General features: G+C 64.4%; 29 protein-coding genes, 1 pseudogene and 1 riboswitch. Of the genes and pseudogenes, 18 read left to right on the forward strand and 12 right to left on the reverse strand.

Annotation, left to right across the window (positions count from 1 at the left end; all coding sequences use genetic code 11):
* The first annotated feature begins 81 nt into the window (after positions 1 to 81).
* Positions 82 to 630 (forward strand): recombinase family protein, encoded by a 549-nt coding sequence (locus ACQ5DX_RS29455; RefSeq protein WP_430336262.1) that lies wholly within the window; start codon positions 82 to 84, stop codon positions 628 to 630.
* Positions 631 to 672: 42 nt separating this feature from the next.
* Here the strand turns inward: ACQ5DX_RS29455 and ACQ5DX_RS29460 are convergent, their stop codons facing one another.
* Positions 673 to 1,278, reverse strand: a complete 606-nt coding sequence (locus tag ACQ5DX_RS29460; protein WP_430336263.1) for a hypothetical protein — start codon at positions 1,276 to 1,278, stop codon at positions 673 to 675.
* A gap of 225 nt (positions 1,279 to 1,503) precedes the next feature.
* Between ACQ5DX_RS29460 and ACQ5DX_RS29465 the strand changes: the two genes are divergently transcribed.
* Together ACQ5DX_RS29465 and ACQ5DX_RS29470 are read left to right on the forward strand one after the other, a co-directional pair.
* Positions 1,504 to 2,106, forward strand: coding sequence for a hypothetical protein (locus ACQ5DX_RS29465; protein WP_430336264.1), 603 nt, complete (start codon positions 1,504 to 1,506; stop codon positions 2,104 to 2,106).
* 1,698 nt (positions 2,107 to 3,804) lie between these two features.
* Entirely contained in the window at positions 3,805 to 4,398 is a 594-nt protein-coding gene (locus ACQ5DX_RS29470) for a hypothetical protein (protein WP_430336265.1), read from the forward strand.
* A gap of 28 nt (positions 4,399 to 4,426) precedes the next feature.
* Here ACQ5DX_RS29470 and ACQ5DX_RS29475 read toward each other — a convergent pair whose 3' ends face one another.
* From ACQ5DX_RS29475 to hsdR, 4 genes are all read right to left on the reverse strand, one after another.
* Positions 4,427 to 4,876, reverse strand: a complete 450-nt coding sequence (locus ACQ5DX_RS29475) for a hypothetical protein (RefSeq protein ID WP_430336266.1) — start codon at positions 4,874 to 4,876, stop codon at positions 4,427 to 4,429.
* A gap of 331 nt (positions 4,877 to 5,207) precedes the next feature.
* Complete coding sequence (locus ACQ5DX_RS29480) at positions 5,208 to 6,905, reverse strand: restriction endonuclease subunit S (RefSeq protein ID WP_430336267.1); 1,698 nt, start codon at positions 6,903 to 6,905, stop codon at positions 5,208 to 5,210.
* Positions 6,902 to 8,350: a type I restriction-modification system subunit M gene (locus ACQ5DX_RS29485; protein ID WP_430336268.1), complete on the reverse strand. Its 1,449-nt coding sequence runs from the start codon at positions 8,348 to 8,350 to the stop codon at positions 6,902 to 6,904. The genes ACQ5DX_RS29480 and ACQ5DX_RS29485 overlap by 4 nt, the downstream gene beginning before the upstream one ends.
* Positions 8,351 to 8,359: 9 nt before the next feature.
* Complete coding sequence (gene hsdR, locus ACQ5DX_RS29490; protein ID WP_430336269.1) at positions 8,360 to 10,720, reverse strand: EcoAI/FtnUII family type I restriction enzme subunit R; 2,361 nt, start codon at positions 10,718 to 10,720, stop codon at positions 8,360 to 8,362.
* Positions 10,721 to 10,948: 228 nt separating this feature from the next.
* Here hsdR and ACQ5DX_RS29495 point away from each other — a divergent pair, with 228 nt between their 5' ends.
* The 3 genes from ACQ5DX_RS29495 to ACQ5DX_RS29505 all read left to right on the forward strand — a co-directional run bounded on the left by ACQ5DX_RS29495 (position 10,949) and on the right by ACQ5DX_RS29505 (position 12,895).
* Complete coding sequence (locus ACQ5DX_RS29495) at positions 10,949 to 11,206, forward strand: hypothetical protein (RefSeq protein ID WP_430336270.1); 258 nt, start codon at positions 10,949 to 10,951, stop codon at positions 11,204 to 11,206.
* Between the two features lie 297 nt (positions 11,207 to 11,503).
* Positions 11,504 to 12,151, forward strand: coding sequence for a hypothetical protein (locus ACQ5DX_RS29500; protein WP_430336271.1), 648 nt, complete (start codon positions 11,504 to 11,506; stop codon positions 12,149 to 12,151).
* 177 nt (positions 12,152 to 12,328) lie between these two features.
* Positions 12,329 to 12,895, forward strand: a complete 567-nt coding sequence (locus ACQ5DX_RS29505; protein ID WP_430336272.1) for a hypothetical protein — start codon at positions 12,329 to 12,331, stop codon at positions 12,893 to 12,895.
* A gap of 204 nt (positions 12,896 to 13,099) precedes the next feature.
* On the opposite strand, the gene ACQ5DX_RS29510 is transcribed toward ACQ5DX_RS29505, so the two are convergent.
* Complete coding sequence (locus ACQ5DX_RS29510; protein ID WP_430336273.1) at positions 13,100 to 13,594, reverse strand: DUF3293 domain-containing protein; 495 nt, start codon at positions 13,592 to 13,594, stop codon at positions 13,100 to 13,102.
* Between the two features lie 131 nt (positions 13,595 to 13,725).
* Positions 13,726 to 13,842, forward strand: a riboswitch (SAM riboswitch).
* 34 nt (positions 13,843 to 13,876) lie between these two features.
* Here ACQ5DX_RS29510 and ACQ5DX_RS29515 point away from each other — a divergent pair.
* The 6 genes from ACQ5DX_RS29515 (at position 13,877) to ACQ5DX_RS29540 (ending at position 17,413) form a co-directional block, all read left to right on the forward strand.
* Positions 13,877 to 14,281, forward strand: coding sequence for a hypothetical protein (locus tag ACQ5DX_RS29515; RefSeq protein WP_430336274.1), 405 nt, complete (start codon positions 13,877 to 13,879; stop codon positions 14,279 to 14,281).
* Between the two features lie 156 nt (positions 14,282 to 14,437).
* Positions 14,438 to 14,719: a hypothetical protein gene (locus ACQ5DX_RS29520; protein WP_430336275.1), complete on the forward strand. Its 282-nt coding sequence runs from the start codon at positions 14,438 to 14,440 to the stop codon at positions 14,717 to 14,719.
* A 22-nt stretch (positions 14,720 to 14,741) separates the two neighbouring features.
* On the forward strand, positions 14,742 to 15,383 hold the full coding sequence (locus ACQ5DX_RS29525) for a vWA domain-containing protein (protein WP_430336276.1): 642 nt from the start codon (positions 14,742 to 14,744) through the stop codon (positions 15,381 to 15,383).
* A gap of 68 nt (positions 15,384 to 15,451) precedes the next feature.
* Positions 15,452 to 15,871, forward strand: coding sequence for a hypothetical protein (locus ACQ5DX_RS29530; protein ID WP_430336277.1), 420 nt, complete (start codon positions 15,452 to 15,454; stop codon positions 15,869 to 15,871).
* Between the two features lie 32 nt (positions 15,872 to 15,903).
* The gene (locus tag ACQ5DX_RS29535) at positions 15,904 to 16,800 is read left to right on the forward strand and encodes a hypothetical protein (protein WP_430336278.1); all 897 of its coding nucleotides are present in this window, start codon (positions 15,904 to 15,906) and stop codon (positions 16,798 to 16,800) included.
* 424 nt (positions 16,801 to 17,224) lie between these two features.
* Positions 17,225 to 17,413, forward strand: coding sequence for a hypothetical protein (locus ACQ5DX_RS29540; RefSeq protein ID WP_430336279.1), 189 nt, complete (start codon positions 17,225 to 17,227; stop codon positions 17,411 to 17,413).
* A 523-nt stretch (positions 17,414 to 17,936) separates the two neighbouring features.
* On the opposite strand, the gene ACQ5DX_RS29545 is transcribed toward ACQ5DX_RS29540, so the two are convergent.
* The 4 genes from ACQ5DX_RS29545 to ACQ5DX_RS29560 form a co-directional block, all read right to left on the reverse strand.
* Positions 17,937 to 18,278 (reverse strand): hypothetical protein, encoded by a 342-nt coding sequence (locus ACQ5DX_RS29545; RefSeq protein ID WP_430336280.1) that lies wholly within the window; start codon positions 18,276 to 18,278, stop codon positions 17,937 to 17,939.
* A 2-nt stretch (positions 18,279 to 18,280) separates the two neighbouring features.
* Positions 18,281 to 18,670 (reverse strand): hypothetical protein, encoded by a 390-nt coding sequence (locus tag ACQ5DX_RS29550; RefSeq protein ID WP_430336281.1) that lies wholly within the window; start codon positions 18,668 to 18,670, stop codon positions 18,281 to 18,283.
* Positions 18,671 to 18,927: 257 nt separating this feature from the next.
* The gene (locus ACQ5DX_RS29555) at positions 18,928 to 19,794 is read right to left on the reverse strand and encodes an SMODS domain-containing nucleotidyltransferase (protein ID WP_430336282.1); all 867 of its coding nucleotides are present in this window, start codon (positions 19,792 to 19,794) and stop codon (positions 18,928 to 18,930) included.
* A 9-nt stretch (positions 19,795 to 19,803) separates the two neighbouring features.
* Positions 19,804 to 20,358, reverse strand: a complete 555-nt coding sequence (locus ACQ5DX_RS29560) for an SLATT domain-containing protein (protein ID WP_430336283.1) — start codon at positions 20,356 to 20,358, stop codon at positions 19,804 to 19,806.
* Positions 20,359 to 20,530: 172 nt separating this feature from the next.
* On the opposite strand from ACQ5DX_RS29560, the gene ACQ5DX_RS29565 reads away from it, so the two are divergent.
* Positions 20,531 to 20,908 carry a hypothetical protein gene (locus ACQ5DX_RS29565; RefSeq protein WP_430336284.1) on the forward strand — a complete coding sequence of 126 codons (378 nt, stop codon included), beginning with the start codon at positions 20,531 to 20,533 and terminating at the stop codon, positions 20,906 to 20,908.
* Entirely contained in the window at positions 20,905 to 21,438 is a 534-nt protein-coding gene (locus ACQ5DX_RS29570; RefSeq protein WP_430336285.1) for a hypothetical protein, read from the forward strand. Before ACQ5DX_RS29565 ends, ACQ5DX_RS29570 begins: the two co-directional genes overlap by 4 nt.
* A gap of 60 nt (positions 21,439 to 21,498) precedes the next feature.
* On the opposite strand, the gene ACQ5DX_RS29575 is transcribed toward ACQ5DX_RS29570, so the two are convergent.
* Together ACQ5DX_RS29575 and ACQ5DX_RS29580 are read right to left on the reverse strand one after the other, a co-directional pair.
* Positions 21,499 to 21,807, reverse strand: a complete 309-nt coding sequence (locus ACQ5DX_RS29575) for a hypothetical protein (RefSeq protein WP_430336286.1) — start codon at positions 21,805 to 21,807, stop codon at positions 21,499 to 21,501.
* Between the two features lie 828 nt (positions 21,808 to 22,635).
* Complete coding sequence (locus ACQ5DX_RS29580) at positions 22,636 to 22,788, reverse strand: hypothetical protein (RefSeq protein WP_430336287.1); 153 nt, start codon at positions 22,786 to 22,788, stop codon at positions 22,636 to 22,638.
* A 287-nt stretch (positions 22,789 to 23,075) separates the two neighbouring features.
* On the opposite strand from ACQ5DX_RS29580, the gene ACQ5DX_RS29585 reads away from it, so the two are divergent.
* From ACQ5DX_RS29585 to ACQ5DX_RS29600, 4 genes and pseudogenes are all read left to right on the forward strand, one after another.
* Entirely contained in the window at positions 23,076 to 23,408 is a 333-nt protein-coding gene (locus ACQ5DX_RS29585; RefSeq protein ID WP_430336288.1) for a hypothetical protein, read from the forward strand.
* Positions 23,409 to 23,642: 234 nt separating this feature from the next.
* The gene (locus ACQ5DX_RS29590) at positions 23,643 to 23,909 is read left to right on the forward strand and encodes a hypothetical protein (protein ID WP_430336289.1); all 267 of its coding nucleotides are present in this window, start codon (positions 23,643 to 23,645) and stop codon (positions 23,907 to 23,909) included.
* A gap of 800 nt (positions 23,910 to 24,709) precedes the next feature.
* Positions 24,710 to 25,712 (forward strand): annotated as a pseudogene (locus ACQ5DX_RS29595) (site-specific integrase).
* Positions 25,713 to 25,759: 47 nt separating this feature from the next.
* Positions 25,760 to 26,716 carry a hypothetical protein gene (locus tag ACQ5DX_RS29600; RefSeq protein WP_430336290.1) on the forward strand — a complete coding sequence of 319 codons (957 nt, stop codon included), beginning with the start codon at positions 25,760 to 25,762 and terminating at the stop codon, positions 26,714 to 26,716.
* Positions 26,717 to 26,855: the final 139 nt, after the last annotated feature.

Here is a 26,855-nt window from a genome sequence, read left to right on the forward strand (position 1 = left end):
GACGATGGATGTTCCGAAACTCGTGTCCATAACCGATGTTTCAGAATGAGCGTTCGGTGGGTTATGGAACAGTGTCGCCTCGTGAGCGAACTTTTGGGCTACGCGAGGGTCTCGACCGCCGACCAGACCCTCGATCTACAGAGCGACGCACTGAGCGCCGCGGGGTGTTCTCGGATCTGGACCGACACCGCCAGCGGTGCCACCACTGCCCGGCCGCAACTCGACGACCTCTTCTCGCACCTGCGCGAGGGAGACTCGCTCGTGGTGTGGCGGCTCGACCGACTCGGTCGTTCGCTCCCCCACCTGCTGCAGGTGGTCACCGAGCTCGAGGAGCGCGGCATCGGGTTCCGGTCGGTGACCGAAGCGATCGACACCACCACCGCCGGCGGCAAGCTCATCTTCTCGATCTTCGGCGCGCTCGCAGAGTTCGAGCGCAACCTCATCCGCGAACGCACCTCCGCCGGCCTCGCCGCCGCCCGGGCCCGCGGCCGCGTCGTCGGCCGGCCGCCGAAGATGACACCGAAGAAGATCAAGCAGGCGAAACTGATGCGCGACAACGGCATGAGCCAGCTCGAGATCGCCGAGATCCTCGGGGTGGGCCGCACCACGCTGTACCGGCACCTGAAGTGAAGGGGCGCGGATAGCCGCCGAGAGAAGAACAGCCCTGAAGACTCAGGCGGCGCCATGGAAGATGCCGCGCTGGGCTTCGAGGTGGCGGCGGAGGTCCACCACCGTGGCCTCTCCAGCCGAAGGCGTATCGAGGTCGTCCAACTCGACCGAGTTGGCCTCTGCGAGCTTGCTCGTGTAGTCCATCACCAGTTCGACCAGCGTGGTAGCGACCGCAACGTTCCCGTGCTTCGAGTGGGCCTCGGCGGCGCCAAGGTCAGCGAGCAGGCGGTCGATGGTGGCCTCCTCCAGCCGAGCGTCACGCGCTGCCTCAAGGTAGGCGATCAGTGAAGCATTGAGCGCGGCGACGCGCCTCTTGGCCTGACGCCGCTCCCGGACAGCGAGGACAGTCGCGGCGCTGCCTACGACAGTCGTCACCACGATGACGGTGACAACACGCTTGTCCCTCAGGATCGCCGCTGCGGCACGCTGTGCGTTCGCCAGGCCATTCTGTGGGAGTGGAACCTCGTCGAGATGTTTGACGATGTGCCCCTGTAGGTTGCGAATGATCCCGGGGCTCGACTGCACTAACCGCCCCGCGGCAAGGCCTGCCTGAATGTCAGGCGGGATGATCAATGCGACCACCTGTACAAACGGCGGCGATGCATCCATGTCACTTCCCCTCGCTCCATGTCGGGTCCGAGTGTAGGTGCGCCGCTCAGGGCTTCGCTCCTGCTGCCGAAGCGATTGTGCTTGCGGCCTCGCAGCCTGCTGCATTCTCCCACGGACACGCAGCAGGCGCCGTAAGCCGTCAGCGGCGGCGTAGGAGTGAGCGCGGTTGTGGCTGACGTGCTCGGACGGCGTGGACTGTCGGCGGCGGAACCTATCTTCGACAGCATGAGCACCACGGAGCCGACGAGCGAAGAGATTGCCGGGGCCACGGCTGACCTCGTGCAGCTTTGGCACACGCGCGCGCAGATCAACCCCGACCGCTACCACGATGCCCGCCTGCACTCCGTGAGCGGCCTTGCCGCCCACGCCTACCGCACGGGCGAGGTTGCTGCTCAGCTCATCTGCGACGGCCAGTGGCTAGAGGCAGCGCCGCTGGTGCGCCTGTCGTTCGAGTGCGCCATCACGGCGCAGTGGTCCGCACTGGTGCCAGACGGCGTACAAGCGCTGCTCAACGAGGACTACCGATCACGTCGTCTGATGGCCGACACACTCAGGCAGTCACGGTCGTGGGCGGCTTCGGGGCTCGAGGTACCGACGCCAGGCGACGAAGACCACGAGTCCTTCTCCAACGCGCAAGCTCGCTCGTTCAAGCAGATGTGCGACGACCTAGAACCCGGCGGCGTGGAGGCGTACTCCTGCTACCGCACGATGTGCTGGTTCAGTCACCCCCACCAACTACGTCACAGATCGCTACGCGAACGAGACGGTGCCACCGCTGTTCCTGCGGCGAACTCCCCGCGAGGACGCGGCGACGGCGCACATGTTTGAGTACCTCGGCGTGCTGGCGCTTGTGCTCGCTGCGTCAGCGCTCAACCATCTCGACGCGGACAAGGTTCACGCAGAAGAGATTGCACAGGTCGCGGACCGCGTTGGCGTGACGGGCAGGATGCGCTTGTCAGAACGGGCACAGGCTCGGGTGAATCCCTGCCAGTGATGCCGATAGCGCTTGATGCAACCACCTCGGACTTTTGGTGACTCTTCCTCATTCAGAGTGCGTTGATAATGGTAGAGAGCATTTTTGACAGTCACCACTTCTACATCTGATCGTCACCGTCCCCGACCGGCATCGCCTTTGCGGCTTCCCTGGCGACTCGGCGATGGTCTCGCCGGCGAGGATCCCTGCACGCCCGGCGCGCCCGAGCTCCGGGAGTGGATCCACACCGGCGGCCCGCGCGATCGCGATTCTCACCCTGGTCCGGTGCGCGAGCTCGGCACGGCCGGCGTCGGTTTCTCGGACGGACCACGCCGCCTGCCACGAATCCGAGCTGGGCTGTGGCGCTCCCGGGACGGTGTCGGTGGCCTCGGTGATCGCCTCGGGTGGCACTTCACCCCCCCGCCCACAGATTTCAGCAGTGGTGAATCTGCGCAGTTTGCACCCCAGGTTCGGGTTAGCCCGAGTGCACCCTTCTGGTTCCACGACGACGTGGGGTACAACCGGCCGGCCAGGCACAACAATGCGCTGCCCAGTCGCCATCTTTTTATGTCGAAGCTTCATGGTCTCCTGGTCGTTGTGAGACCAAGCGAACCGAAAAACATCCGTGCGGGTCACCGGCATCCAGTCGGGCCTCCTCACGGCATGATGCTTCTCGGCGCGGCGGTCCTTTACTGTGTGGCTCAGGACGGGAGTTGGCGGGGTGACACGCAAGGTTGATCCGGCTGAGGCAGCGCTCATCATGCGCGCTGCGGGATGCGTGCCGCTGGTGCCGTACCCAGGCTCCGGTATTCCGTGGCCATGCACTCACGAGCCGTGCGGGGAGCAGATCGCTCCCTTGTTTTCGAACGTCAGGAGGCGTGGAACGGCTTGCCGGCGGTGCGCTGGTGAGAAGCGGGGTGCGACCCGTCGAGCCGGACTTGCCGATAGCGCCGAGAGCACCATGCGGGCAGCCCAGTTCGAGCCGCTTGAGGCATACCCCGGCGCGGGCAAGCCATGGGGGTGTCGGCACGAACCATGTGGGCAGGTGCGTACACCAACCCTGGATGCGGTCCGGAGAAACGGCACCGCGTGCCGACCGTGTTGGCTCGTCCAGCAAGGCTTCACTGTGTGGTCCGCTGAGTCCGCTGAGACGTACTTCCGCGATCATGGGCTGGAACGGCTGGAGCCGTACCCAGGCTCATCCTCGGTCCCGTGGCCGGCGCGGCACGCGACCTGCGGCAGAGTCGTCACCCCACGGTTGGGCAACCTCGCCGCTGGGCAGGGGCCCTGTCGTGAATGCGGTCAGGAAGCAGCCCATACCGCCCAACTGCTCAACCACGACGAGGCCGCCGCGCTCATGTGCAGCGCCGGATTGGAACCGTTGGAGCCATTCCCCGGCGTGGACCGTCCGTGGCGATGTCGACACGCGCGCTGCGGCCGCGAAGTCAGCCCCACGTACACGAACACCAAACGAGGCCAGGGCGGCTGCCGCTCCTGCGCGGCCCAAGACGCCTCCACCCGCCTTCTCATGCCAGAGCCGACCGCGCGCGATCATGAACAGCTCCGAACTCGAACCGCTGGAGCCCTATCCAGGAAGTGGAAAGCCCTGGCGATGCCGCCACATGTGCGGCAGGACCGTGGCCCCGACCCTGAGCAACGTGGCCCAGGGCCGCGGCATCTGTCGCTACTGCCACAGCGTATTTCCCTATGCCGGCCCTGCCACCCTTTACCTCGTCGCGGATCGAGACGCCGTCAAGATCGGGTGCGCCAACCGCAGTGGCAGACGCATCGACGATCACCGCCGGCTCGGCTGGCAACTCGCCTGGAGCCTAGATGTGCCCACCGGTGACAACGCCTACAACCTCGAACAAGCCGTCATCGCCTGGTGGCGGGACGAACTTGGCCTCTCTCCCGCTTACACCAGCGACCACATGCCCCAGTACGGGGCGACCGAGACCGCCCGCTGGGAAGACACGCCCCCGGATTCCGTCCTCGCCCATGTCGAGCAGCTAGCCGAGACGTGGAGCCTTCCACCTCTCCGCCCACACCTGACGCGCTACCTCACAGAGCGCCCCACCAGTGTCTGCACCCCGCGCGCCCGGCGAGGGCCCATAGCTGCCGGGCAATTAATGCTCCCTGGCGTCTGACTTCGCAAGTAGCGCACCGCAGCGTCGCCTAAACCGTCGGCGGAGAAGAAGGGCCAGCGCCCCCATCTCTCGTGAGCATCGGCTTCTCGACCTGACCACTGACTGCGATAGAGCTCACCACATCGGTAGCTGGTCGCCACTGCCGGCCACCACGGCGCCGGCGCCGTGGTGGCCTCGCCGAGGACTCGGAGGCGGGTTCGTCAGCGAGTACCCCGGCTCGTCGGGCGCGGTCGAGCTCGTGATGCGGGGCCACCCCGGCCGCTCGGGCGATCGCGATTTTGATCCGCGCTCGATGTGCCAGCGCGGCGCGGCAGGCTTCGGTGTCGCGCGAATCCCACTGCTGCCGCCACGCTTCCGAGCCGGGCTGCGGGGCGCCGAGGACGTGATCGGTGGCGCGTTCGAGCAAGACGTCGATCTTCTCCGCGACCGCCTCGGCGGCCTCGGTGATCGCGTCGTGCGGCACTTCCCTCGCGCCCATACCGCGCAGTGTAGGACGACCTGCTGACCGAGGCCCCGCGGCGCGATCGTCCCGAGTCGATCCCAACAAGGGGGAGGGCATCGATTTGCAATCGGGGCCCTGCTTCGTCGTCGCGGCATCCGCGCGTACCTGAACTCAATGCCGTTTGGCGTACCGAAAGTTGTCTCCGCAGCTCAGTTTTGACACGCAGTTCCGGAAAGAACTTGTGAGACGCCGTGAACTAGGGGGGATCACTCGCTGTCGCTTGACCTCGACCGGGTGTCTCACTTCCAAGGCTTTGGGATGCAACCAAAGCGGGGCGGACCAGACAGGTCTGAACCGCCCCGCAACTTCATGGCGTTGAGTTGCTTTCATCCGCCGGGGTTGCGTGGGCGACGACCGAAGCCCCCAGATCTCGACGGGTGTCCCGAGCAGCGCAGAACTGCTGCTCCAAGTCGTCGCAAAGGCTCGTAAGCTGATCGACGCTATCGACGATCCGATGCTGTTCCTCGACAGGAGGCACCGGAATGGGAAAACTCTTCAGCTTCTCGCCGGTGAGGTGCTTGATGGTTGAGCCCGTGAACAGCTCACGTAGACGTCCAGAGTCCACCCCGTTGCGCAAAACCAACGCAACGAATCGGGGCGAGATGTCGCCCTCGGGTCGAACCCGATGGAGTGCCTTCTGGAAGACCATCACCCCGTCTGCGACGGTTGAGTCCCAAATTGCACACCGACCTGGCTCGCCACCTTCCACGACCAGCAGGTCGCCATCTCGAAGCGAATACTCACTGAGTTCCGCGTCCTCCAAGCGGATTCGCTTCACGTTCTCAAGGTCAAATCGACCCCACTGGACGTTTGAGTTGCGGAGATAGGGCGTCGGGGTTCCAGTGTTCTTCTGGTCGTCCAGCATTTTGCCGAGCCTGCTCTGACACACATCGCCCAGTCGGGTCCACACCCAACTCGCCGGAATGTCGAATGCGTGCTCACTTTCCTCGAGCGGTGGCAGCGCCGTCGGCCTACGGATCTCTTGGGCCTTGACGAGGCGGTCACGCTCTGCGGTGATCCGCTCGAGGAGTTCCGCAGCATGCACATCATCGGGGTCGCGGTGAGTCAACCGTCCGCGTACGGCAAGATCGAGTATCGCCTGGCGGACGCGCTTCAGAGTGGCGAGGTCGCCTTCACCTGGTGCGAGGTGGAGGCCGATGCTGTCCACGAAGGTCCCTACCGCCGCTACCAGGTCGTCATCCTGGTCCGCTTCCGAGACGCGGTGCAGGATCGAGGCGCTCAGCGTCGAGCGGGCCACGACCCGGGCTACGCGCTGCTCTTCCAACTCATCGCATAGGCTCATGAGCTCGTCGACGCGCCGGACAATGCGCTTCTGCTCTTCGAGCGGCGGGACGGCGACCGGGATTTGATTCAGTCTTGTCTGATTCAATTTTGGTTGCGCAGTGCCGGTCACATATGGGTCGAGGCTGATCGCATTGATGAAGATCGATAGATACTCGAGGGACGCAACGTCGACCGAATCGAGAACGTGAGCGTGATTGTTGACCCAGTACTTGCCTCGAGCAACGAAAGCCACTGGGGTTGACCGCAACAGGAGGTTCGCGCCGTCTTCGCCGATGAGGAGCAACGGCTTGTCGAACAGATAGTCGTCAATGGCATCGATCACTCCTGACGCACCGTAGTAGTCGTATGAGCCCCTCCGGCTACCACGCTCACTGGCCGAAAGAGGCACCCGCTTGCTGTCAAGGTTGATACAGGTATCCCGAAAGGGTGCCCAGACCCAGCCAGTCGGTAGCGAGTACGGCGCGGCAACTCCACTTGAATGAGGTTTGTCCTTGCCCCTCCTGAGTTCACCAGCCTCAAGGAGGCGCTCGCGCTCGGATCGAACTGCCGCTATATGGATGGCCGCCGGCTCATCAGTAGCGAGCGGCGTTGTGAGCCTCCCGCGGACAGCAAGGGTAAGGATCAGCTTCCGGAGCGTGTGGATCCCTCGGGGTGCGTCGGCGATGTGGCCAAAGGCGTCGAGGAATGTCTGCTTGTTCACTTCAGCCCGTCTTCGATCGCGGCCACCAAGGCATTTCGAAGACTGGTCCGCGTGACGTCAATCTCGGCTAGGAGCTCTTCGTACTCCTTGAGCAACTCGTCTGGGTTGCGGTGCTCGGCATCGACCTTGTTTGGGTTCGCGATGTCGAGGTTCCAGTCGCCCTTGATGTCGTCAATCGACACCTTCCATGAGACCTCGGATTCGACACGGTTGTCCCACCATGCCTTCTCCGCGTCAAACTCTTCGATACGGATCGGCTTCGTCTTGGAGTAGTTCTTGTAGCCCGCCGGGTACTGATGCTCGTAGTACCAGATCTCAGTCGTGGGCTGACCCTTGGTGAAGAACAGCAGGTTCGTCGCGATGCTCGTGTACGGGTTGAAGACGCCCTTCGGGAGCCGGACAACGGTGTGCAGGTTGCAGTCGGTGAGCAGCTTCTCCTTGATACGCGCCTTCACCCCGTCCCCGAACAAGGTGCCGTCGGGCAGGACGACAGCAGCACGGCCGCCGTCCTTGAGCAGGTGCTGGATGAGCATGAGGAACAGGTCCGCTGTCTCGCGAGTGCGGTAGGCCTGCGGGAAGTTGTTCTCGATTCCCGGTTCCTCGGTGCCGCCGAACGGCGGGTTGGTGAGGATGACATCGACGCGGTCTGCGTTGCCGTAGTCACGCAGCGGCCGGCTCAGCGTGTTGTCGTGGGCGATGTTGGTCGGCACGTCGATGCCATGCAGGAGCATGTTCGTCGTGCACAGCAGGTGCGGCAGCTGCTTCTTCTCAACCCCGCGGATCGAATCCTGCAGCCGTGCTTCGTCGTCGGGTGTCTTAACGTGGTTCGCGCGGACGTGTTCGATCGCTCCGGCGAGGAATCCGCCGGTACCGCAGGCCGGGTCCAGTACCGTCTCCCCGAGATTCGGACCGATGATGTCGATCATGAACTGGGTGACCGCACGGGGCGTGTAGTACTCGCCACTGTTTCCGGCGTTCTGGAGGTCCTTGAGGATCTGCTCGTAGATGTCGCCGAACACGTGCCGGTCTTCGGATCGGTTGAAGTCGATCTCGTTGATCTTGTTGACGACCTGCCGGATCAGGGTTCCGTTCTTCATGTAGTTGAAGGCGTCCTGGAAAACGTTGCCGACCACACTCGCGCGGCCCGTCGTCGACGTCTCGGCAAACTGCTTGAGCGTCGGGAACAGCTCATTGTTGACGAAGGTGAGCAGGGTGTCGCCGGTGATGCCCTCCTTCGAGGCCGCCCATGTGCGCCAGCGAAGGTCTGCCGGGATCGGCGAGGTGTAGTCGGGATCGAGGAGTTCGGTCTCGGCTTCGCGGTCGTCGAAGATCTTGAGGAAGAACATCCAGGCGAGCTGACCGATTCGCTGTGCGTCGCCGTCGACGCCGGCGTCCTGGCGCATGATGTCCTGGATCGACTTCACGATCCCGCTGATGTTGCTCACAAACGTTCCTTACTGCGCTCTCGCATAGAGATGTTGCTCCAGCTCCTCGACGGCGGAGTCGTATCCAACCTTGCCGCCGAACTCGACAACGATCTCGATCGGGGTACCGATGTCGATGAACGGCCGAATCTGGAGGATTCTCGCATCGTGGTCCGGCTCGAAGCCCTCATCGGCATACTTGTCGAGCAGCGCCTTGAGCGTCGCCTGGGCCTTGGATGAGTACTTGGCCCAGTACCCGGTGGCACGGACGCTGTCGGCACGTTGGCGGCGGGTCAGTGGCGGTTGGTCGAAGGCGACGTGGCAGACGAGGTCGAAGAGACTGAAATCCTTGCCGACTTCCTCGGCGAGTGCCTCGAAGAAGACACCCTGATTTCGTAGCTCGTCGATGATCGCCTGCTTGCTCTCGGTCTGATCCCAGCGCGTCAGGAAGGAGTCGAGAGTCGGGTAGGCATCGTGCACCCGCTTGCGGGTGTAGTCGGTGAGGCTCTCTGTGATGAGTTTGCCGTCCGGCCCCATGTACTGGACGCGCTCGGCCACGAGCACGACGGGCACGTCACCGACCACGTACTTAGTGCGTCGTCCGGGCAATTCCGGCTGATCGGTCGGCGCGTCGGTCGGCGTCGGGTCGTCAGGACCGGAAGTGTCGGGATCATCCGGCGGGGCGACCGGATCGTCGGGGCCCGGCGCGTAGATGACCACCGGTGCCCCGTCGAAGTCCGGGTCGGCGAACAACTCCGTCACGCGGCGGAAGTCCATGATCGTGAAGTAGAACTTGCCATGCTCTTCGTTTATGCGGGTGCCGCGGCCGATGATCTGCTTGAACTTGGTCATCGAGCTGATCGACTGATCCAGGACGATCAGCTTGCAGGTCTGCGCGTCGACGCCGGTCGACATCAGCTCGCTGGTCGTCGCGATCACCGGGTAACGCGATTCCGGGTCGATGAAGTTGTCGAGCTCGGCCTTGCCTTCGGCGTCGTCGCCGGTGATGCGCATGACGTACTTGCGGTTCTCTGCGACGAGGTCACTGTTCTCGTTCGCCAGGGCGGAGCGCATCCGTTCGGCGTGGTCGATGTCCTGGCAGAACACGATGGTCTTGGCGTATCGGTCGCCGGACTCCTTGAGGTATTGCGTGACCCTCTCGGCAACCAATTTGGTGCGCTGCTCGAGGACCAGGCCGCGGTCGAAGTCGCGTTGGTTGTAGATCCGGTCCTCGATCACCTGGCCGTGCTTGTCCGTCTTCCCGTCCTCGGGGCGCCAGCCGGCGACGTCCTTGTCGATGTCGATGCGCACGACCTTGTAGGGAGCGAGGTATCCGTCGTCGATGCCCTGCTTGAGCGAGTAGGTGAAGACCGGCTCGCCGAAGTAGGTGATATTCGAGGTGTCGGACGTCTCCTTCGGTGTCGCGGTGAGGCCGATCTGGACGGCGTCGTTGAAGTAGTCGAGCACCTCGCGCCATTGGGCGTCCTCCCGGGCACTTCCTCGGTGGCACTCGTCAACCACGATGAGGTCGAAAAAGTCGGGCGAGAACTGCTTGTAGATGTTCTGTGCGTCCTCGGTGCCGGTGATGGCCTGGTAGATGGCGAGAAAGATCTCGAAGGACGGGTCGGCCGTGCGGTTGGTGATCTTGGTCATCGCGGTGCCGAACGGCTTGAAATCGTTGACCCGGGTCTGGTCGATCAGGATGTTGCGGTCTGCGAGGAACAGCACCCGTTTGGCGCGCTTGGACTTCCAGAGTCGCCAGATGATCTGGAATGCGGTGAACGTCTTTCCGGTGCCGGTTGCCATAACGAGCAGGGCTCGGTTCTGCCCACGTGCCACTGCCTCGACCGTCCGGTTCACGGCTTGGAGTTGGTAGTAGCGCAGTTCCTTGCCTTGGAAGTAGTAGTCCTGCTCGATGACCTGCTTTTCGGCGGTGTCGGGTTCGATGTCCTTCCAGGCGAGCCACTTGCGATGCAACTCATCCGGCGAGGGGAACTCGTCGAGGGTCAACTCGCGCTCGATGTCGCCGGAGGTGACCGTTCGGTCGTGGAATAGGAAGCCGTCACCATTCGAGCTGAACACGAACGGCACGTCCAGGCGATCCGCGTAGCCGTGTGCCTGCTGCATGCCGGCACCGAGGCTGTGGTTGTTGTCCTTGGCCTCGACGACGGCCAGCGGCAATCCCGGCTTGAGGAACAGCACGTAGTCGGCGGACTTGGCGGCCTCGCGGGCGTGGAGTTTGCCGCGCACCACGATCTTGCCGGGCGCGATCGTGTACTCCTCGCGCATCTGACTCTTCTCGGGGTCCCAGCCCGCGCGCACGATGGCAGGCGTGATGTACCGAGTACGGATCTCGGTCTCCTTCAATGCCTTCTTGCCGAGTTCACTCACGACGCCATCACCATCACCATCACGGTCACGGTCGTGATCCTATTGGGAGGCCAGACGACATTCGGGGCGAACGGCCCTCGAATATTTCGATACCCGACCTGGTCGCCAGATTCACCGGGGTGATCACCCGCGGCGAGAGTGCAAACCGGTGCGAGGCGGCCGGCTGCACGAGATTGTCGGTGGCCGCGGATACCGTTCCGGCGTAGTCGTCGACGGGAAGGCGCAGACGTGGCAGATCCGGATCTGACCCGGATACCGAGGGGGCAACGCGAATGGGCAGCGCTCGTTGGCGTCTTGAGCGAAGACGACGACCGTGCGGAGCGGCACTTCCTTGAGCTGAAGTCGCAGATCGACCTGTCCAGCACCGGAGGCGGCGCGAAGGTCGCGAAATTCGTGTTGGGGGCTGCGAATCGCGATCCCGAACAGGCGGCAAAGCGATTCGATGGGCACGCGCTCATGGTTCTCGGCGTCAGCCAGGCTCGGTGACGGGGATCCCGTTCTTCGAGGCCAAAGACCTGGAGAACACGGTCAAGAAGTAAGGACGGCGGCATCTATATCCGACTCGACGGGCAGACATGTGAGGCGAGAGGTGGAGAAGTTCGCACGCTGCTCGAACGGGCCCGCTCCACGCGTCCGCGCGCAAACATTGCCATCGACATCACGGGTTCTGCGTTGCCGTTCCGGTGCAGTCCCGACATCCTCGGTGCCGAGCGAAGGCGACTGCGATGGGCGTACCAGGAAACCGTGCGCAAGGAAAATCTCCCCGTCACGTTTGCCTCCTTGGTGAGCAGCGCCAACGCCATGTCGGTCCTCGGTACCGAGCCGGAGGTACGTACGCCCGAGGAGTACTGGGACGAGATCGACGAATGGGAGGCCGAGACCCGCGCTTCGTGGGTCGGCTTTCTCGACGACGCCGCGGCCGCGGCGTGGCCCTGTGCGCGCGTCCGGGTACGCAATCTCTGCACCACGTTCATGGAGGGAGTGGAGGTGAAGATTCATCTCGATGGACCGGTGGAAGCACTCAGCAGGGTGGACGTCGACGTTCTGACGAACAGGTTGCCGGAACCGCCGCGGCCGTGGGGGCCCAGGCCCGTCCATCCTCCCTGGATATCGGGCCAGCTTCCGAACCTCCATGACTTCGCCCTGTCGCCGCCTTCCTACCGGCCGGAGTTGGTCGCCTTCACCAACTCGGGCTCCGTCGACCTGCGCCTGACGCTGAAAGAACTGCGCCCGAACGCGACCTACGACAGCGACGACGACGACGACGAGTTTGTACTCGTGATCCGCGCACCCGGGGCAGATTGCCTCACCGGCACTTGGACAGCAACCGCCCGCGATCATCACGAACTGTTCGAGGGTGAACTGGTGATCGACGTTGCCGAGGTCGAGGACCTCTCGCCGATCGTCGAACGTCTACTGCCGGACCGGTAGCCGGATGGCCTTCACCCCGTAAGCCTGCGTATTCGAGTCCTGCGAATTACCCATTCGGCAAGATCCGCGCAGTGTGGCGACCTCGGTCTCAACTCGGCCTCGGACATGGTGGTTAACTTGCTGTTCGCGATGTCGACCGACGTGGCGTACACCTTCGCATGCAACGAGGTAGATCCGATGAGTGCTGAGGCCACCATCGCGGTCGTGGCCGCCATCATCGCGCTATCCTCTATGGTCGCCGCGTTCTGGCAGGCCGGAAGTGCCCGTCGGCAGACGAACCTGCAACAACAAATGATCGAAAACGCCGCGCAGCCGTACGTCTGGGTCGACATTCGCCCCGACGACCGCGATGCGGCCTTCTTCCACCTCATCCTCAAGAACGAGGGGCCTACCGTCGCCGAGAATGTGCACGTCGTGATCGACCCTCCGCTGCCGGAGTCCTGGCGCCCGTCCGGTTCCGTCGGTCCGCGCGAGAGCGACTTCGCCTCGCTCCCTCCCGGCCGCACCATGATCTGGAACCTCGGCCTCGCAAGCGACATCGTGGCCACGGAGACCGAGCGGCAGTTCGACGTCACCATCACCGCCACCGGGCCGTACGGGCCACTCGTCCCGCACACGTACAGACTCGACCTCACGAGATACATCGGCCACGCTCAGCGGGCTCCGGGAACGCTGTCGGGGGTGGCGAAGGCCATCGGTGACCTCACGAAACAGGTCGAGAAGAGCAGCGCCGGTCGCACCTGACATAAGAGCCGGTTATCGGTCGACGGGCGCGCCCGCCCGTCGACCCGTCGACTCCCCGCAATGGTCAGGGCGCCGTACGCACGCCACCGGATCCACGACGAGCGGGGAACGTGGGAGCGGGGCCGCTACGGCGCGTCCAGCACCGGAGAAAGATGACCGAGCGGGCGAATCCACCGACACCTGTCGTTCGCCGGTGCCGGTGGACTACACGGCGTGGGAGTGCTCCCATCGCCATCCCCGGTGGGAGTGCCGATCGCCGGCGCATGCCAGCAGCGACCAGTGGGGCCCGTTCCAGGCGAAGACTGCGACCTGCCCGAATCGCGCACCGAGATCGCGTGCCTGGTGGTCGGTCAGTCCGAACACCGCCCGACTGTCCTCGCTGTGATCGCCGGTGAAGCTGGACCCCACCGCGGGCATCGAACGGATCCCGCCGGCGTACAGGTATCGGTCGAGAATCTGCATGCGCGCACGAGAAACGTTGGCGGGTTCCGGATCCGGCTGGATCGCCGTCACCACGTGCAGCGGCCCGAACGGAGGGTGAGTCTCTCCATCGCTCTCGTCGCAGGGGCGGACGACGCCCCCTCCGTCGGTCTCGAACCGCACCATCGTGTTCAGGTAGAACTCCCACGGCGTGCGCTCGCGGGCGAGCTGGGCCAGATCGTGGCGCGGTGTCCACACGAAGTCGTCGTATTCCTGCACCGCCTCAACCTAGCCAGCCCACGAGGATCGGTGCGCGTCGTGGGACATCGCGGTCCACAGATTTCCGCAGTTATTGCGTATGCGCAGTTTGTGCGGTATCGTGGATCTCGTTGGGCTGGAAGGCCCGACATCTTCACGAGATGCGGCCGCCAAGCTCCGACCTGGCCGCACACCAACCCCAAGGCGTTTCCGGGGTGGTTCGGATGACGAAGTGGCCACCGCCAACCGGCGGCGAGCAAGTACGCCCCCGCTCGCGGCGGGCATCACCGCAGAAGGAACCTCATGAGCCACACCCTCACCCCCGTGTACGAGCTGCCCGGCGCAAACGCTCACTTCGGGGCGCCCGACCCGACGCACCGCCTGTCGGAATCGGCCGACAATGGCGCCGACGAACGGCTCGCCGCACTGCTGGCCGCCAATGCATGCCCGAGGACCTACTTCGTCAGTGACGTTGCCGCCCTGTTCGGCAAGTCCGACCAGTGGGTGCACTGGGTGCTCAGGAACGTCACCCACCCGGACGGCAGCCCCATCGAACCCGAACGCATCGGCAAGCAGCGCCGCAAGCGTTTCACCCGACCTCTTGTCGAGAGCATCGTCGTCGCCCTGCACCACCGCGGAACGCTCACCCGCGACGGTGCATGCCGGGTCATCGCCAACCTTGACGCCGCGGAGGGGCTGGCGGCCTGAGCCGCAGCGGGCGCACATTCCAGGGTCCGCAAATATTGCGGACCCGCAGATATTGCGGTATGGTAAGTCATGTCCAACCGCTACGCCCGAATCCGGGACGAACTCGATCATGCTGAATCCGCCGATCCCCCAACCGCATTGGAACATCTTCGGGTCGTGTTGGAGGAAGTGAGCGAGCTGCTCGACGAACAGCTCGCTCACGCGGTCCTCGACCACGAACTGTCCCTGCGCTCCGCGGGAGCGAAGGCCGGTCTCACCGAGAACGCCGTCGGCCCGAGACTGGCACGCACCCCGATGCTCTCCCCCTACGCCCGCCCGGACAAACGGGTAACCGCCAAAGAAATCCAGCGTGCCCGGTACGACAAGAAGGGCGGCGTACCCGCCACCCCACCTGCCACCCCGCAACCGATGCGGTTCAAACCGCGCCGCAACACCTGAGCCCCCACCGAAAGGATCCTCCATGGCCAATCCGGACGTGACCCATCTCGTGTTCCTGCTCGACCGCTCGGGCTCGATGCAGAGCATCAAGTCCGATATCGAGGGGGGTTTCACCACGTTCATCAACGACCAGCGCGGCGCCGCCGGCCAGTGCCGGGTGACCCTCGCCCAGTTCTCGACCACCTACGAGGTCGTCTACCAGGGTGTGGCGCTCGACGAGGTCCCGCCGCTGGACCTCCGGCCGCGCGGGAACACCGCGCTACTCGACGCGATGGGCACCCTCATCACCGACGTCAGCGCCGAAATCGGATCTCTCCCAGAGGAAGAGCGTCCAGGAACGGTGATCGTCGCGATCATGACCGACGGCCACGAGAACGCCAGCCGCGAGTGGACCCACCCCGCGATCAAGGCACTCGTGGAACTGCATACCAATCGGTTCGACTGGCAGTTCCTGTACATGGGTGCCGACCAGGACGCCGTCGAGGTCGGCACCCGGCTCGGGATCAAGCGCGACCAGTCCCTCACCTACAGCAAGGGCAAGTCACGCGACGCGATGGCCGCCGCGTCGGCCAACATCCGCAGCTACCGCGCTGCCAAGACCGTCGACGCCGCCGCTGCCATGCCGGTGTTCAGCGACGCACAGCGCGCGGCCCTCGACGACTGACACCGCCGCGCGCCGTCCGGCACACGCCATGGCCGCTCGTTTTTGCACCGTCACCAAGGAGGCACACCATGCCATCTGTTCGGGGGAATGAGTTCTTCGACGATCCGGAAGGCCACGCGGAACGCTTTGTCGCGCAACTGCAGGCCGAGGCCGCGGTGCTGTCGGTTGCGCCGCCACGCTACGAATGGCGCGGCGGTTACTGGTGCGCGGTCAAGAGCAATACCGGGTGGCCGAACCAGACCGGCTGGGCCGAGCACCGGGACAGGGAAAGGCTGTTCCAGACACGATTCGCAGAGCTGCAGACCGAAGGACTATCGAGGGACGAGGCACTGTCACAGGCCCGCGCCTACGCAGACGCCGAGATGCTGGCCTGGACCACCGAACGCAAAGAAGCCAGCGACCGGTACTACGCCGAACTCGAGGCCGACATCGCACGCGAGGCCGGTGGGGACGGTGCCGGCAACGAGTCCACCAGTTCATCGGACTGACAACCACGACGAGAAGCCGAGGCGGTGCCCACATGAAGCTCTACTACTGTTCCGACTATGTCGGTGCCGCCTACGGTTTCGACACCACCCGCAAGGCGGCATGGGTCGCGGATTCGCTCACTCACAGGCCGATTGACGGTGTCGAGCTCCTCACGCCGCCGCCGCTGACCGTCGCCGACCTCGAACGCGTGCACGACCCCGAGTACATCCGGGCGGTGCGGACCGGCGAGCCGTGGTGTCTCGCCGAATCCCAGGGGTTCGACTGGGATTCGGCCTTGTGGCCAATGGTGCTGGCCTCCAACGGCGGCGTTCTCGCGGCCGCCCGCAGCGCCCTCGACGACGGGGTCGCCGGGTCGCTGTCCTCCGGGCTGCACCACGCCAAACGCGATCGTGGGGACGGGTTCTGCACGTTCAACGGCCTGGCCGTCGCCGCGAAAACTCTCCTGGCCGAGGGCGCCGCCCGCTCGGTCCTGATCCTCGATCTCGATGCCCATTGCGGCGGCGGAACCGCGCAACTCATCGACCGTGACCCCCGCGTCTGGCACGAGGACGTCTCCGTCAGCGCGTTCGACCACTACTCCGGCCACTCGAACTCCGCCCTATGGGACGTCAACCGAGCCGACGAGTATCTGAGTACCGTCAAACAGGCCGTGGCACAAGCCGACCGGATCGGCCCCTTCGATCTGTGCCTGTACAACGCCGGAATGGACCCCCACCAGGGATGCGACATCGGCGGCCTGGACGGGATCACCGCCGAGATTCTCGCGCAACGCGAGCAGATCGTCTTCGACTGGTGCCGTCAACGAAGCCTGCCGATCGCCTTCGTCCTGGCCGGCGGCTACATCGGATCCCGACTCGACCAGACCACACTCGTCGACCTGCACCGACTCACCCTTATCGAAGGAGCCCGCGCAACCACCCGCGTCTGACTCTGCACGGACGTCGGGACACATGTCTCGGGGTCGAACCCGGTCCTCGACTCCGTCGCGATCCGTATCGATCTTGACGACGAGATACGACAAATCGCTGCGATAGCCGTGAGTCCGTCAGCACTGCCCCTCCGCTCGCCGACCAGCGGACGGGCGCATGGGACGCGAGCGGGTCCATTCGTGCCCGCCGGATCGAGCCCGTCAGGGCTGGTCATGAGCGACGACAAGGACGACCACAATTACCGGCACCGTCACTCGGCCCTTGGCCACCTGACACCGGCTGAGTACGCTGCCCACACCCACATGGCCGTGGCTGCGAGATCAACTGAACCGAATCACAGAAGAACCGACTCTGGAACGCTGTGGACTCAGAATTGGGGGACCAGCCATTCCCAACCATCACCTATGCAACGGAGGTTCGACAATGACCGCGCCGACAGACGAGTGCGCCCCGCTGCGCGAGCGCGCAGACCGCCAGAAAGCGAAACTGGATAAGATCGCCGAGTGGGCTGCGGTCAAGCGGTTCGAGGCCGCCGAGGACCCTGCCAAGCGGACGCTGTCCGCGTTCGAGGTCGTCGACGAGCTGCGCGCGCTACTGTCAGGCAAGTGGTAAGCGCGGTCGTACAGGCGCGGGGCCGCGCGTCACCAGGGTGCGGGGCCCAGTCGACCTAAATTTCCGTCCCACGCAGACTTCTGGGTGCTCGATCAGGGCGTCTTGAGGCAGCCGCACTCCAACCACTCGCCGGCGAGATCGACCGGGCTGTCGCGCTGCGCGAGCTGGCCGAGGGGCGGTACGAGCACCCCACCGAGCCGAACCCGGGCCCGCGAGTGATCGACGGCGTCCCGGTCGTCGAGGGCAGCTTCAACCTCCAGATCGGACGCGCCCTGCTCGACGGCTTCCTCACCGACGAGGACTACGACGCCCTACTCGACGCGCTGGCAGATGACTGGCCTCCACCGACAAGACGATGTCCCGTCGCTGACCACTCCCCCTCCGGGCCGAGAACCTCTGACAGGACAGGTTTTCGGGACATGGAAGCTCGAGGCCGCTCCGCTGTCACTACGCCGCAATCGTGCGTCCAGAAACCGTTCAATTTTGGGACACGCATCTCGTCCGGCCAGGAAATCCCGGTAACTCACCGCGGAGAGTTCGGTCCTTGTTTCGCACAGAGTTCCTCGAGGTCCTGGTTGGAAAGATGCCAGTCGACGAAGACCTCTTCCATCCAAGGTGTGCTGCCGTCCGTCTCGTACTGCTCGGATGAAACCCGAAAAGTTCGCTTGAACTCCTTGGACTGGTACGGGCCGAGCGTCTCCCACTCGGATCTGCCACGCGACTGTTCCGGCACAACCTCGGTTGCCAACGCGTACCCACCCAGCTCTCGTGTGGAGCGGACTCTCCCAGTGGGATCGCGATAGGCGGTGGAGAACACGATTCCAGCCGTAGCGATCTTGTGTTCGGACTCGTTCGCGATCACCACTCTCACATCCCCCGCATGAAGCGGGCCGGCGAGGTGCCTGTGGCCGCGTCGATCCGCCACGTTTCAGAAGTGATCTCGAAAGTCGGCTTGCTACAGTCCAGCAGCTTGTTCGCTGCCTTCGCCCGACGCTGCTCCTCCCCTTGTTGTCGTTTCTCACAGTCCGCGTCACGTTGCAGGATCCGGGCTAGGACGGGGGAGCCAGCCGTCAGAAGTGCTCGGATCTCGGTGTCGTCCTTCTTCATGACCTCGAGTCGGACGACATCGTCGTACGCCAGGGGAAGCCCGCCTTCGGGAACCTGCTTCACCACTGCCCAGTTTGCATCCCACATCGGCGTTCGATCCGCGAGCGCATCTACGTCATCGAACTTCTTGTACCCAGCGTCCTTGAGCACGTTATGCGCATCGTCCAGTTGAAGACCTGCAACCGCCGGAACTGTCGGTGGGGCTCCGCTTCACCACACGCAGACGTGGCGAACACAGAGAAGAGCCCCACAGCCAGAACTATGCGGAAGCCCCATCCGTCTGCCACCAGCGATCGCCCTCCTACATACCTCACGGAAATCCTTCATGTCTTGGGTTCACACGAGCTGTCCGTTCCAAATGCCAGTCTCACAACCCGTACCGGCCCGTTCGACAGCGTGTATGGCGTTCAGCGGGAGGGGAAGTTCCCACCGAACAGCAAGTCGAGGTAGTGGAAAGCCGTCGCCGGGTCATCCGCGTTGTACGCGTCGAGCGCCTTCCTGGCGCGGCTGGCCCCGGTGTTCAGCTTGGAGAGTGCCTCCATCTTCTTGGCTTCGCTCGAGCATGGATGGAACCTCCCAGAGAAGCTCTTGGGGTCGTTCATCGCTGCGAGCTGCTTGGAATGGAGGTCCTCAAGGAGTCCGCATATGTCCCACACCGCGATGTAGGAGGACTGCGTCGTGATGTACTGCGCTGCACGCATTTCCAGGTAGAAGGAAGAAATAGGTACGTTGTTGTAGTACTTCCAGGCCTTCGCCAGTCGGGAAAGTTTCTTGGCGGCACCCTTAACACCAGCACGGTTGTTACACTCGTTGACGTAGTTCAGGTGTGCCTTCGGTGCAGTGTCCATCCAGCCACTGTCTGCTGCGGGGATGTCGTAGACGAAAACGTCGGAGTCACCCCGACTGGTGAGGAACCCGGGAATGACCTCCACGGTCTCAGATCCACTTGCGAACTCGACGACGATCGCAGGCCTGCTGGTACGCACCCTTGTGAAGGGGAAGGACTCCTGCAGCGCCTCCCGAACCCACCTCAACGCAGTGTCCGACGAGTTCGGCTTGTTCTTCAAGCTGACGAGAAGATCAACATCGGCATGCCCGCGTACCCCCGTGCCGTGATGGAACGATCCTGTCTCCCAGATCGTTGAGACCTCCAACGCGCTGCGCAGCGACTTTTCGATACTCGACCGGTGGGACGCCGCTGCGGTTTGTTGGCTCGCTAGAGGAACGAGGTTTGACATGAAAACTTCAAATCCTTGACTGACGGTTCTTGCCACATCGAGTCCTTATCGTTCTGTATCGGATTGACCAGAGCTGCCGTCTACCGCGTAATCCTGGCCGCCGTCGTTGATGTTCGACTGGGCCTTCTTCCAGGCACGACGGTTAATAATCTCGGCGGTCTTGTTCTGCTCATCGCGGCGAGCGGTCAGCTCCGCCAAGACAGCTCGCGACTCCCCCAGGTCCTGACCTGGTAGATCGATGAGCCGGGCCTGTCGGGCAGCCGTCTGGATCTCCAGGTAGGCGTTCGCTGCTGCTGCAGCTTGATTCATACGGTGAGAGGCGTTCAGCGTCGTGAGAATTGCCCCTCCGGCTGCCGCCATCAGGGCGAAGATTCCACCAAGGACTGCATATCCAGTGTCGGACAGCACTGTGGCGCCCGATATTGCAGCCAATAGACTCGTTGGTGCTCCCAGCCCGAGGTTGACACTGCGCCACTGTTTGGCTTGCTCGAATTGCCCTTGGGACGAGCACTTTGCGCTCTCTTCGAGTCGGTTGAACTCGTCTCGAATGGCTTCTCGTCGGGATTCGTCTCCGAATCCGGCTTCATCTCCCCCTTGCACCTAGCAAGCCTATCGATGCACACCGACAAGACGAACGTGCGTCCTTTGTCAGTAGGATCGTTCATTTCCGAGGAACGGGAGAACGAAGCACCCTCGGTGAGGAGCCTTTATGGATCGTGACGATGCAGTCGTCGGCGAGCGTTACGCGTACCGCGCACGGGGAGTGGACCCGTTGGTCGAGGTCGAGGTGCTGAAGGTGGGAGCGCAACGACCGGCTCGGGTCCAAATCCGATGGATCGGTGAGGAGTTCGAGGGGAAACAGGAGTGGGTTCCACCCGCCCGGCTGAAGGTGATGTGGAGCGGCGTCGACGGCTTCATTGCTGACGAGGCTCGGTGGAAGGCTGTTCGAGAACTGTCGCCGGGCAGAAACGGCATAGAAGACTCGGTGGTGTGGGAGATCTTCGACGCCGGCATCGACGTCGATATCGCAGAGTGCGGCTACAACGAGGATTCCGGCGTGATCAGGATCCATGACGTCGCCCGACTGTCGGAGCTGTTGGCCATCCCGGAGGAAGAGCTTCGAGCGGATCCGCGCTCGCAGAGTGGATGAGCCCTGACGCTCGGACATGGCTGGAAAGCCACGAGAAGGTCAGCGACCTCTACCGGAAACGCCCGGTCACCCGGATCGACACCCTCGTGATCACCGCCACCGACGCGTGGGATCTGTACGAGAACAATGGCATCTACATCTGCCCGGCAGGACGGAACTTCCGCCCCACCACGTACCTGGCCTTCTACGCCGACAAGGAGATCAAGCCGGCTATCGCCCAGATCCTCTACCACCGCGACAACGTCGAGTGGACCGCTGCCGAGGCAGCCCGCCTGTCCAGCCTGGCCGGCGACGCCCACCGCAACGACCGCAAGATCGGAGCCGCGATCACCGCAAGCCAGGCCGCAGGCTGGACCGCAGGGCGCTACCAGATCTTCCTACTGAGCAGAGCAGGAAACCCCAACCACATCGAACTCAAAGCTGCCATACCGCACCTCCAGAGCGGGCGCGGCTCTGCGTTCGTACAACGGCATCGCTACGTTTCACATCATGCGCTCCAATCAGCGCAAGACACATCAGACGTGAAGTGAGCAGCCCAGCCCGCGCAACACCTCGGGGAGACCGCTCAATGTCCGAGTGAGCGCCCCTCGTCAGACCCCGCGCACCTTGGCTGCGGCATCGATGTCCTTCGGACACACCCGAGTGAGGGGACAGCTTCCGCACAGGGGTGCCCAGGAACGACACCAGGTTCGGCCGATCTGCCAGGCGGGGAAGTCGATCTGGCCGGGCCGGTCGGGGTGAGCGGTGCGGGCAACGTCGACCATGTGCTCGAGCTCGTCGGCCTCGGCCAGTCCGGCGCGAAGGAACACCCGCCGGACGTGGACGTCGTAGGCGATGTCCGAGCCGTGCATGTCCGTGATCGGCACACCGAGGTCGCGCTCGAGAATCTCGACGGCCATCGCGGCCTTCTTCTGCCCGATTCCAGGGAAAGCAGTCAGGCGCCGGCGCAACACCTTCGCGGCCGGGGCACCACCCCAGAGACGTCCCGCGTCTCCGCCCGTACTCGTCGACGACGATCTGGGCAGCAGACACGACCCAGGCCGGCATCTTCTCGACGAAGCGATGCAGTTTCGGGGAGGCGCCAATCGCCCGCCCCACCGCGAGCGGGTCCGCAGCAATACGAGTGGGGTCGAGATGCCCGAGACGCAGCCGAAGGTCGTACGGCGCCCGCCAGGCACGCTCGGCGGGGATCCCCTGATCGAACAGCACCCCGAGCAGGAAGGCGAACGGGTCGTCGATGATCAACTGGTTCGCCGCCGAATCCGGGGTGAAGCTCGGCGGACCGATCCGCTCAGCGCCACCGCTCATCCCGGACTGAGCGAAATCGAGCAGAGCCCCAACCACCCCGGCGCTGGATCCCGAGACCGAGCCAAGAGCGTTCCCCGGCAGCATCCCCGACATCGACATCGACGGCGACGGCGACGGCGACGGCGATGGGAACGAGCCGATCGCATCGCCGGCGAAAAGGTTTGCGTTTCGAACCGCGCTCGCGAACGGATCGGCGGCATCGTTGAGGGCACGTTGCACGTCGGAGAGGCTGTCGATCACATTCATTCGCGCAGCACGATCCGCCTCACCAAGGCCCTCGTCGAGGATGTCACCGTAAGCGGCGGCAAGGCCGGTCAAGGCGCGGCCGATCGCGAACAGGTCCTCACGTGCCTGCCGCACCAGCCTGGCGAGATCACTCGCGCCAGCTCCACTACCGGTGGCCGTCTTCGCGACGGTGCTCACTGCGGAGCCGGCATCGCCGTGAGCGACCACAACGCCGCCGTAAGGGCCGCATCCTTACCGCGCCGCGCGCTCATCGACCGCACAGGCAGCTGCATCCGTTGTTCGGCCCACTCCGACAACTGCTCCCACTGCTGCTCCCGATCGGCCATCGTCCTCCCTCCGCCGCGCTGCCTGCTACCCAGTTTCTGCCATCCACTCTCGCACCGTGATGCGACAACAGCGACGTCTTCACCGCTGTTGCACGTCATAGAAGCCAGTCGACTGGAGCTAGGACCCGCCCATGACCAACAGCGGAGCCCGCCGCAAGCGCCACGCAGTCAGTCACTGCCACGCAAGAGATGGAAAGCCCGCGGCTCCGCGCGCGATGCATCGGCCGCGCCGCAGCGAGGAAGATATTCCGTATCGCCCACAAATGCACTCGGTTAGAAACACGGGTGTGGCGAAACGGAAGCCGACCATCCCGGAGCGTGCGCAGCTGGCCCGGGCGGCAGTCGAGTACATCGAGCATTACACCGCGAAGGAGCCCGACGCGGGTGCATACGATCTCGCATTTCGAGGGCTCGGCAAGATCGGATGGCTGCACGCGGAGAGCCGAGACGGCATCGCCGCCTATGCGGCGCAGTGTTGGGCAACAGGAGAAGAACCGTACGCGAGCCACAGTCACTACGACCTCCAACTCGCGGAGCTCGATCGGCAGGCCCAGTCGCGACACAACCGGCGCGTTGCACTCGAACGAAGCGCCGAACTCCGCCGCGAACGTGACACGTGAACACGCTGCCGAAACCGCGCGAGAACCGTCGTATTCGACAGACGAGACCCCAGCCGGGGACCAAGAGAAGAGGTGGCGGGGTCGACGACTCGATGCACACGGGTTCGTCACTGCGGCGCACGCGCACAACACCGTCGGCGAGGGTGCCGTGCGTGTGACGGTGACACAGCGCGCGAGAACGGTGCGTTGTCTTCCGTCGCGCTGAAGGTGAGTCGGCTGTAGCTATCAGGTGCGATGATCACCCCGGTTCGGAGCCAGAACGCCACGGCACTGATGACCTTCGACCAGAACGCGGCAACCGGTTCCGAAGTCGGCTCGAAACGCATGTCGACCTCCGCCCAGCAAATCGCCGTCGGCGCCTCGGTCGAATCAGCCGGGGTCGGCAAGGTCTGCTCTGTCACGGCGTGCACCTTCCTGCTGTGTCGTCGTCGCTTTGTGCGTCTCGTTACCGCTCGAGGAGCAGGATGTTCCGAACATCGCCGAGGCTTGCGGCGCCGATGACGAACGACGAGAAGCGAGAAGCTGGTGGTCATGCTCGATCACGCCGCCGGCATCGGTCGCATGATCGGTTTCATGGTGAAGACCGAGGCTCGGGCCCGAGCCTCGGTCTTCGTGGTGCTCGCCATTTCCGCAGCGGACTACGCGGCCCGCGAGAGCGTTCGCGGCCGCGGGTGGGGTGTTCGGCACCGGGGCGATACCCGGAACTTCCGAAGGATCAATCCGGGCTCCCGCACCCTGTGCCGCACCCGGCCTACCTCCCGCCGCCGATCCAATCTCGCCCGTCCAAGCGTTCTCACCCGGCCGTGGTCCCGAAGGGGCTGCCGGAAAACACCACAAACCTCTTCCGTGGTGTAGATGAGGTGTAGACCGCCGGCGGGGCCTCGTGATCCAACCTGTTCGGCCCAGCGGGAGAGGTCGTCGACGCCAGGGTGCCTCCTGGGGCAACTTCGGGTGACGCGCTCGCCCGGACCATCGGCGCTGTTTCCGTGCGAAAACACGCTGGCCTGCAGCTTCGTAGGTTCAACTGCGGTAATGGAAATTATCGTCGGTGAAAACGCTGAATCTTCGGGTTAGATGTTGCGAAGAGGGACTCCCCCCGAAAATGCAGGTCGCTGTAGGTTCCACGTCTCGGTGTCGGTATCCAGATTTCATGTCGGTAGGGCGCACGCCCCTCGACGTTTCCCCAGCTCAGGGTCATCGCCTCGTGACACGCCACCCGGAATATCCGAGGATTCCGACAAGATCGCGAAGATCTCCCGGCGACAGGGAAACGGAAACCGGCAGGTCAGTGCGATGGCCGACTGCCAAGACCCGCAAGCACCTACACCGGCGAAGGCCACCCCGCCTTGCCGGCAGCCCCGGTCACCGTCGCCGCCTATCTGGTTGCAGCCGCGGATACCCTGACCCCGGACGGCAGGCGCGCCTACGCCCCGTCGACGTTGGCGCACCACGTCGCGGCGATCGCCCACCACCATCGCGAATCCGGACACCCCAGCCCCACCAGCGATGATCTCGTACGCGCGACACTCTCAGGGATACGCCGCGACTACGCCGCCGCCGGCGAACGGCCCCGCAGCCCGCGGGCACCACTGCTGACCGCCGACATCGTCACCATCGTCGACAAGGCTCGTAGCGATTGTGCGAGCTGGGCGGACGAGGTACTCGAGCGCCGCGACGCAGCCCTGGTACTCCTGGGGTTCGCCGGCGCGTTCCGCCGCAGCGAACTTGTTGCGCTGGCCTGTGGCGACGTCACCCTGCACCGGCTCGACGGTATCCATGTCCGGTTACGTAGGTCGAAGACTGACCAGGAAGGCCACGGCACTGTCCGGGCGCTGCCCCATACCAGCTCCCACACCAGTTGCCCACCCTGCGCATACATGCGGTGGGCGCAGGTCGTTGCTGCGTTCGATGGTGGCGGGCGGCCGGCACTGATCCGGCTGCTCCGCGGCGCCGGCCCCTTCGAGGCGCACGTGTGCGGCGGCGCCCACCCCGAACGACTGCGTCGGCGCCGCTTCTTCGGTCGATCCGCAAGAACGGCAACCTCTCGACCACTCCCCTGTCCGGGGCTGCCGTGCACGCCGCCATCCGACGCCGGGCCCTGCACGCTGGCTATGACCCACAACTGGTCGCACAGCTCGGGGGCCATTCGCTACGGGCCGGGTTCGTCACTCAAGCCTTCCGCAACGGCGCGTCCGCGCACGCGATCATGCGCCAAACCGGGCACACCACCCCTGCCATGCTCGAGATCTACGCCCGCGAGCACGCCCCCTGATCGGCAACGCCGTCACCCACCTCGGGCTCTGAACATCATGAGCGGCAACCACATCGACACACCCCCTCCCGTGTCGCGGGTGGCTGGTCGGTACCAGCACGACTGGGTCCTGTTCACCGACTGGTGCACCGCTACCGATCAGCCACCGCTGCCCGCCGCCCCCGGGACGCTCGCGCAGTTCCTCCACGAGCACCCCGCCGCGGCGGCGACACAGCGGCGGCGGGTCAGCACAATCAACACCATCCACCGCAAGCACCGCCTTCCGCCTCCTGGTCGCAGCGAGACCGTCCGCCGTCACCTCGACGCCGGCCGCACCGCGCGCATGGATCATCTCGCCACGACGTTGCAGCATCGAGCTGAAGACCTTCCCGTCGCGGAGTGGCCGGCCGGGCTGTTCGGCCGCCGCGACGCGTTGCTCCTCGTCTTGGCAGCGACCGGAATGACCTTCACCCAGATCACTCGTCTACGCCGCGGCGACCTCACCACCGACCCCGACGAAACGCTCGTCGCTGCCATCGACGGGCAGCAGTTCCGTCTCGCGCCCAGCCCGGGCACGGCTCCCGACCACACTTCCGCCGCCGTCCAACGGCGGTGGGCCGAAGTTCTGTCCTTCCTCGACCACTACCCCAACACTCGGATGCTCGAGTCCCATCTGACCGGGTCCCAAATGAGTTCGGTACCCGAGTTGACCGAACGTCAAGCTGCCGAACCGTTGTTACCGCCGATCGACCGCTGGGGACATCTCCCGCTGCCGGCGCAGGCGATGACACCACAGTCAGTCGCCTTCCTCACCCGCGCCCACCTCACCGGTATTCCCCCCATCCACCGGCCGCTCCGACTGCAGGAACCAAGCCACACCCGTTCGGATCCACCATCGGTTTCCGTGTTGCTCGATCCGAACTACTACGAACGCGGAACAGACGCGCGCCTCCGTGCGCAAGAGTCCCTCAAGGACGTCCTCGACATACTCGACGACGTCGAGGACCGCGCCGACGTACTCTTGAACGATCTCCTTGCCCTTCTTGACGGCATATGAGTATCGCTAGATCACCACAGCAGGCGCCTCACGCCAGATCGTCCGCAGTTGAGTGCGATTGAAGCAGTTTTCGGACACCTATTCCACGATCCACGACTGACTAGTGACCCCCGCCAAGTCTCCTGCGAACCACAAATCG

Source organism: Rhodococcus sp. ACT016 (assembly GCF_050477185.1).
Classification (GTDB): Bacteria; Actinomycetota; Actinomycetes; order Mycobacteriales; family Mycobacteriaceae; genus Prescottella.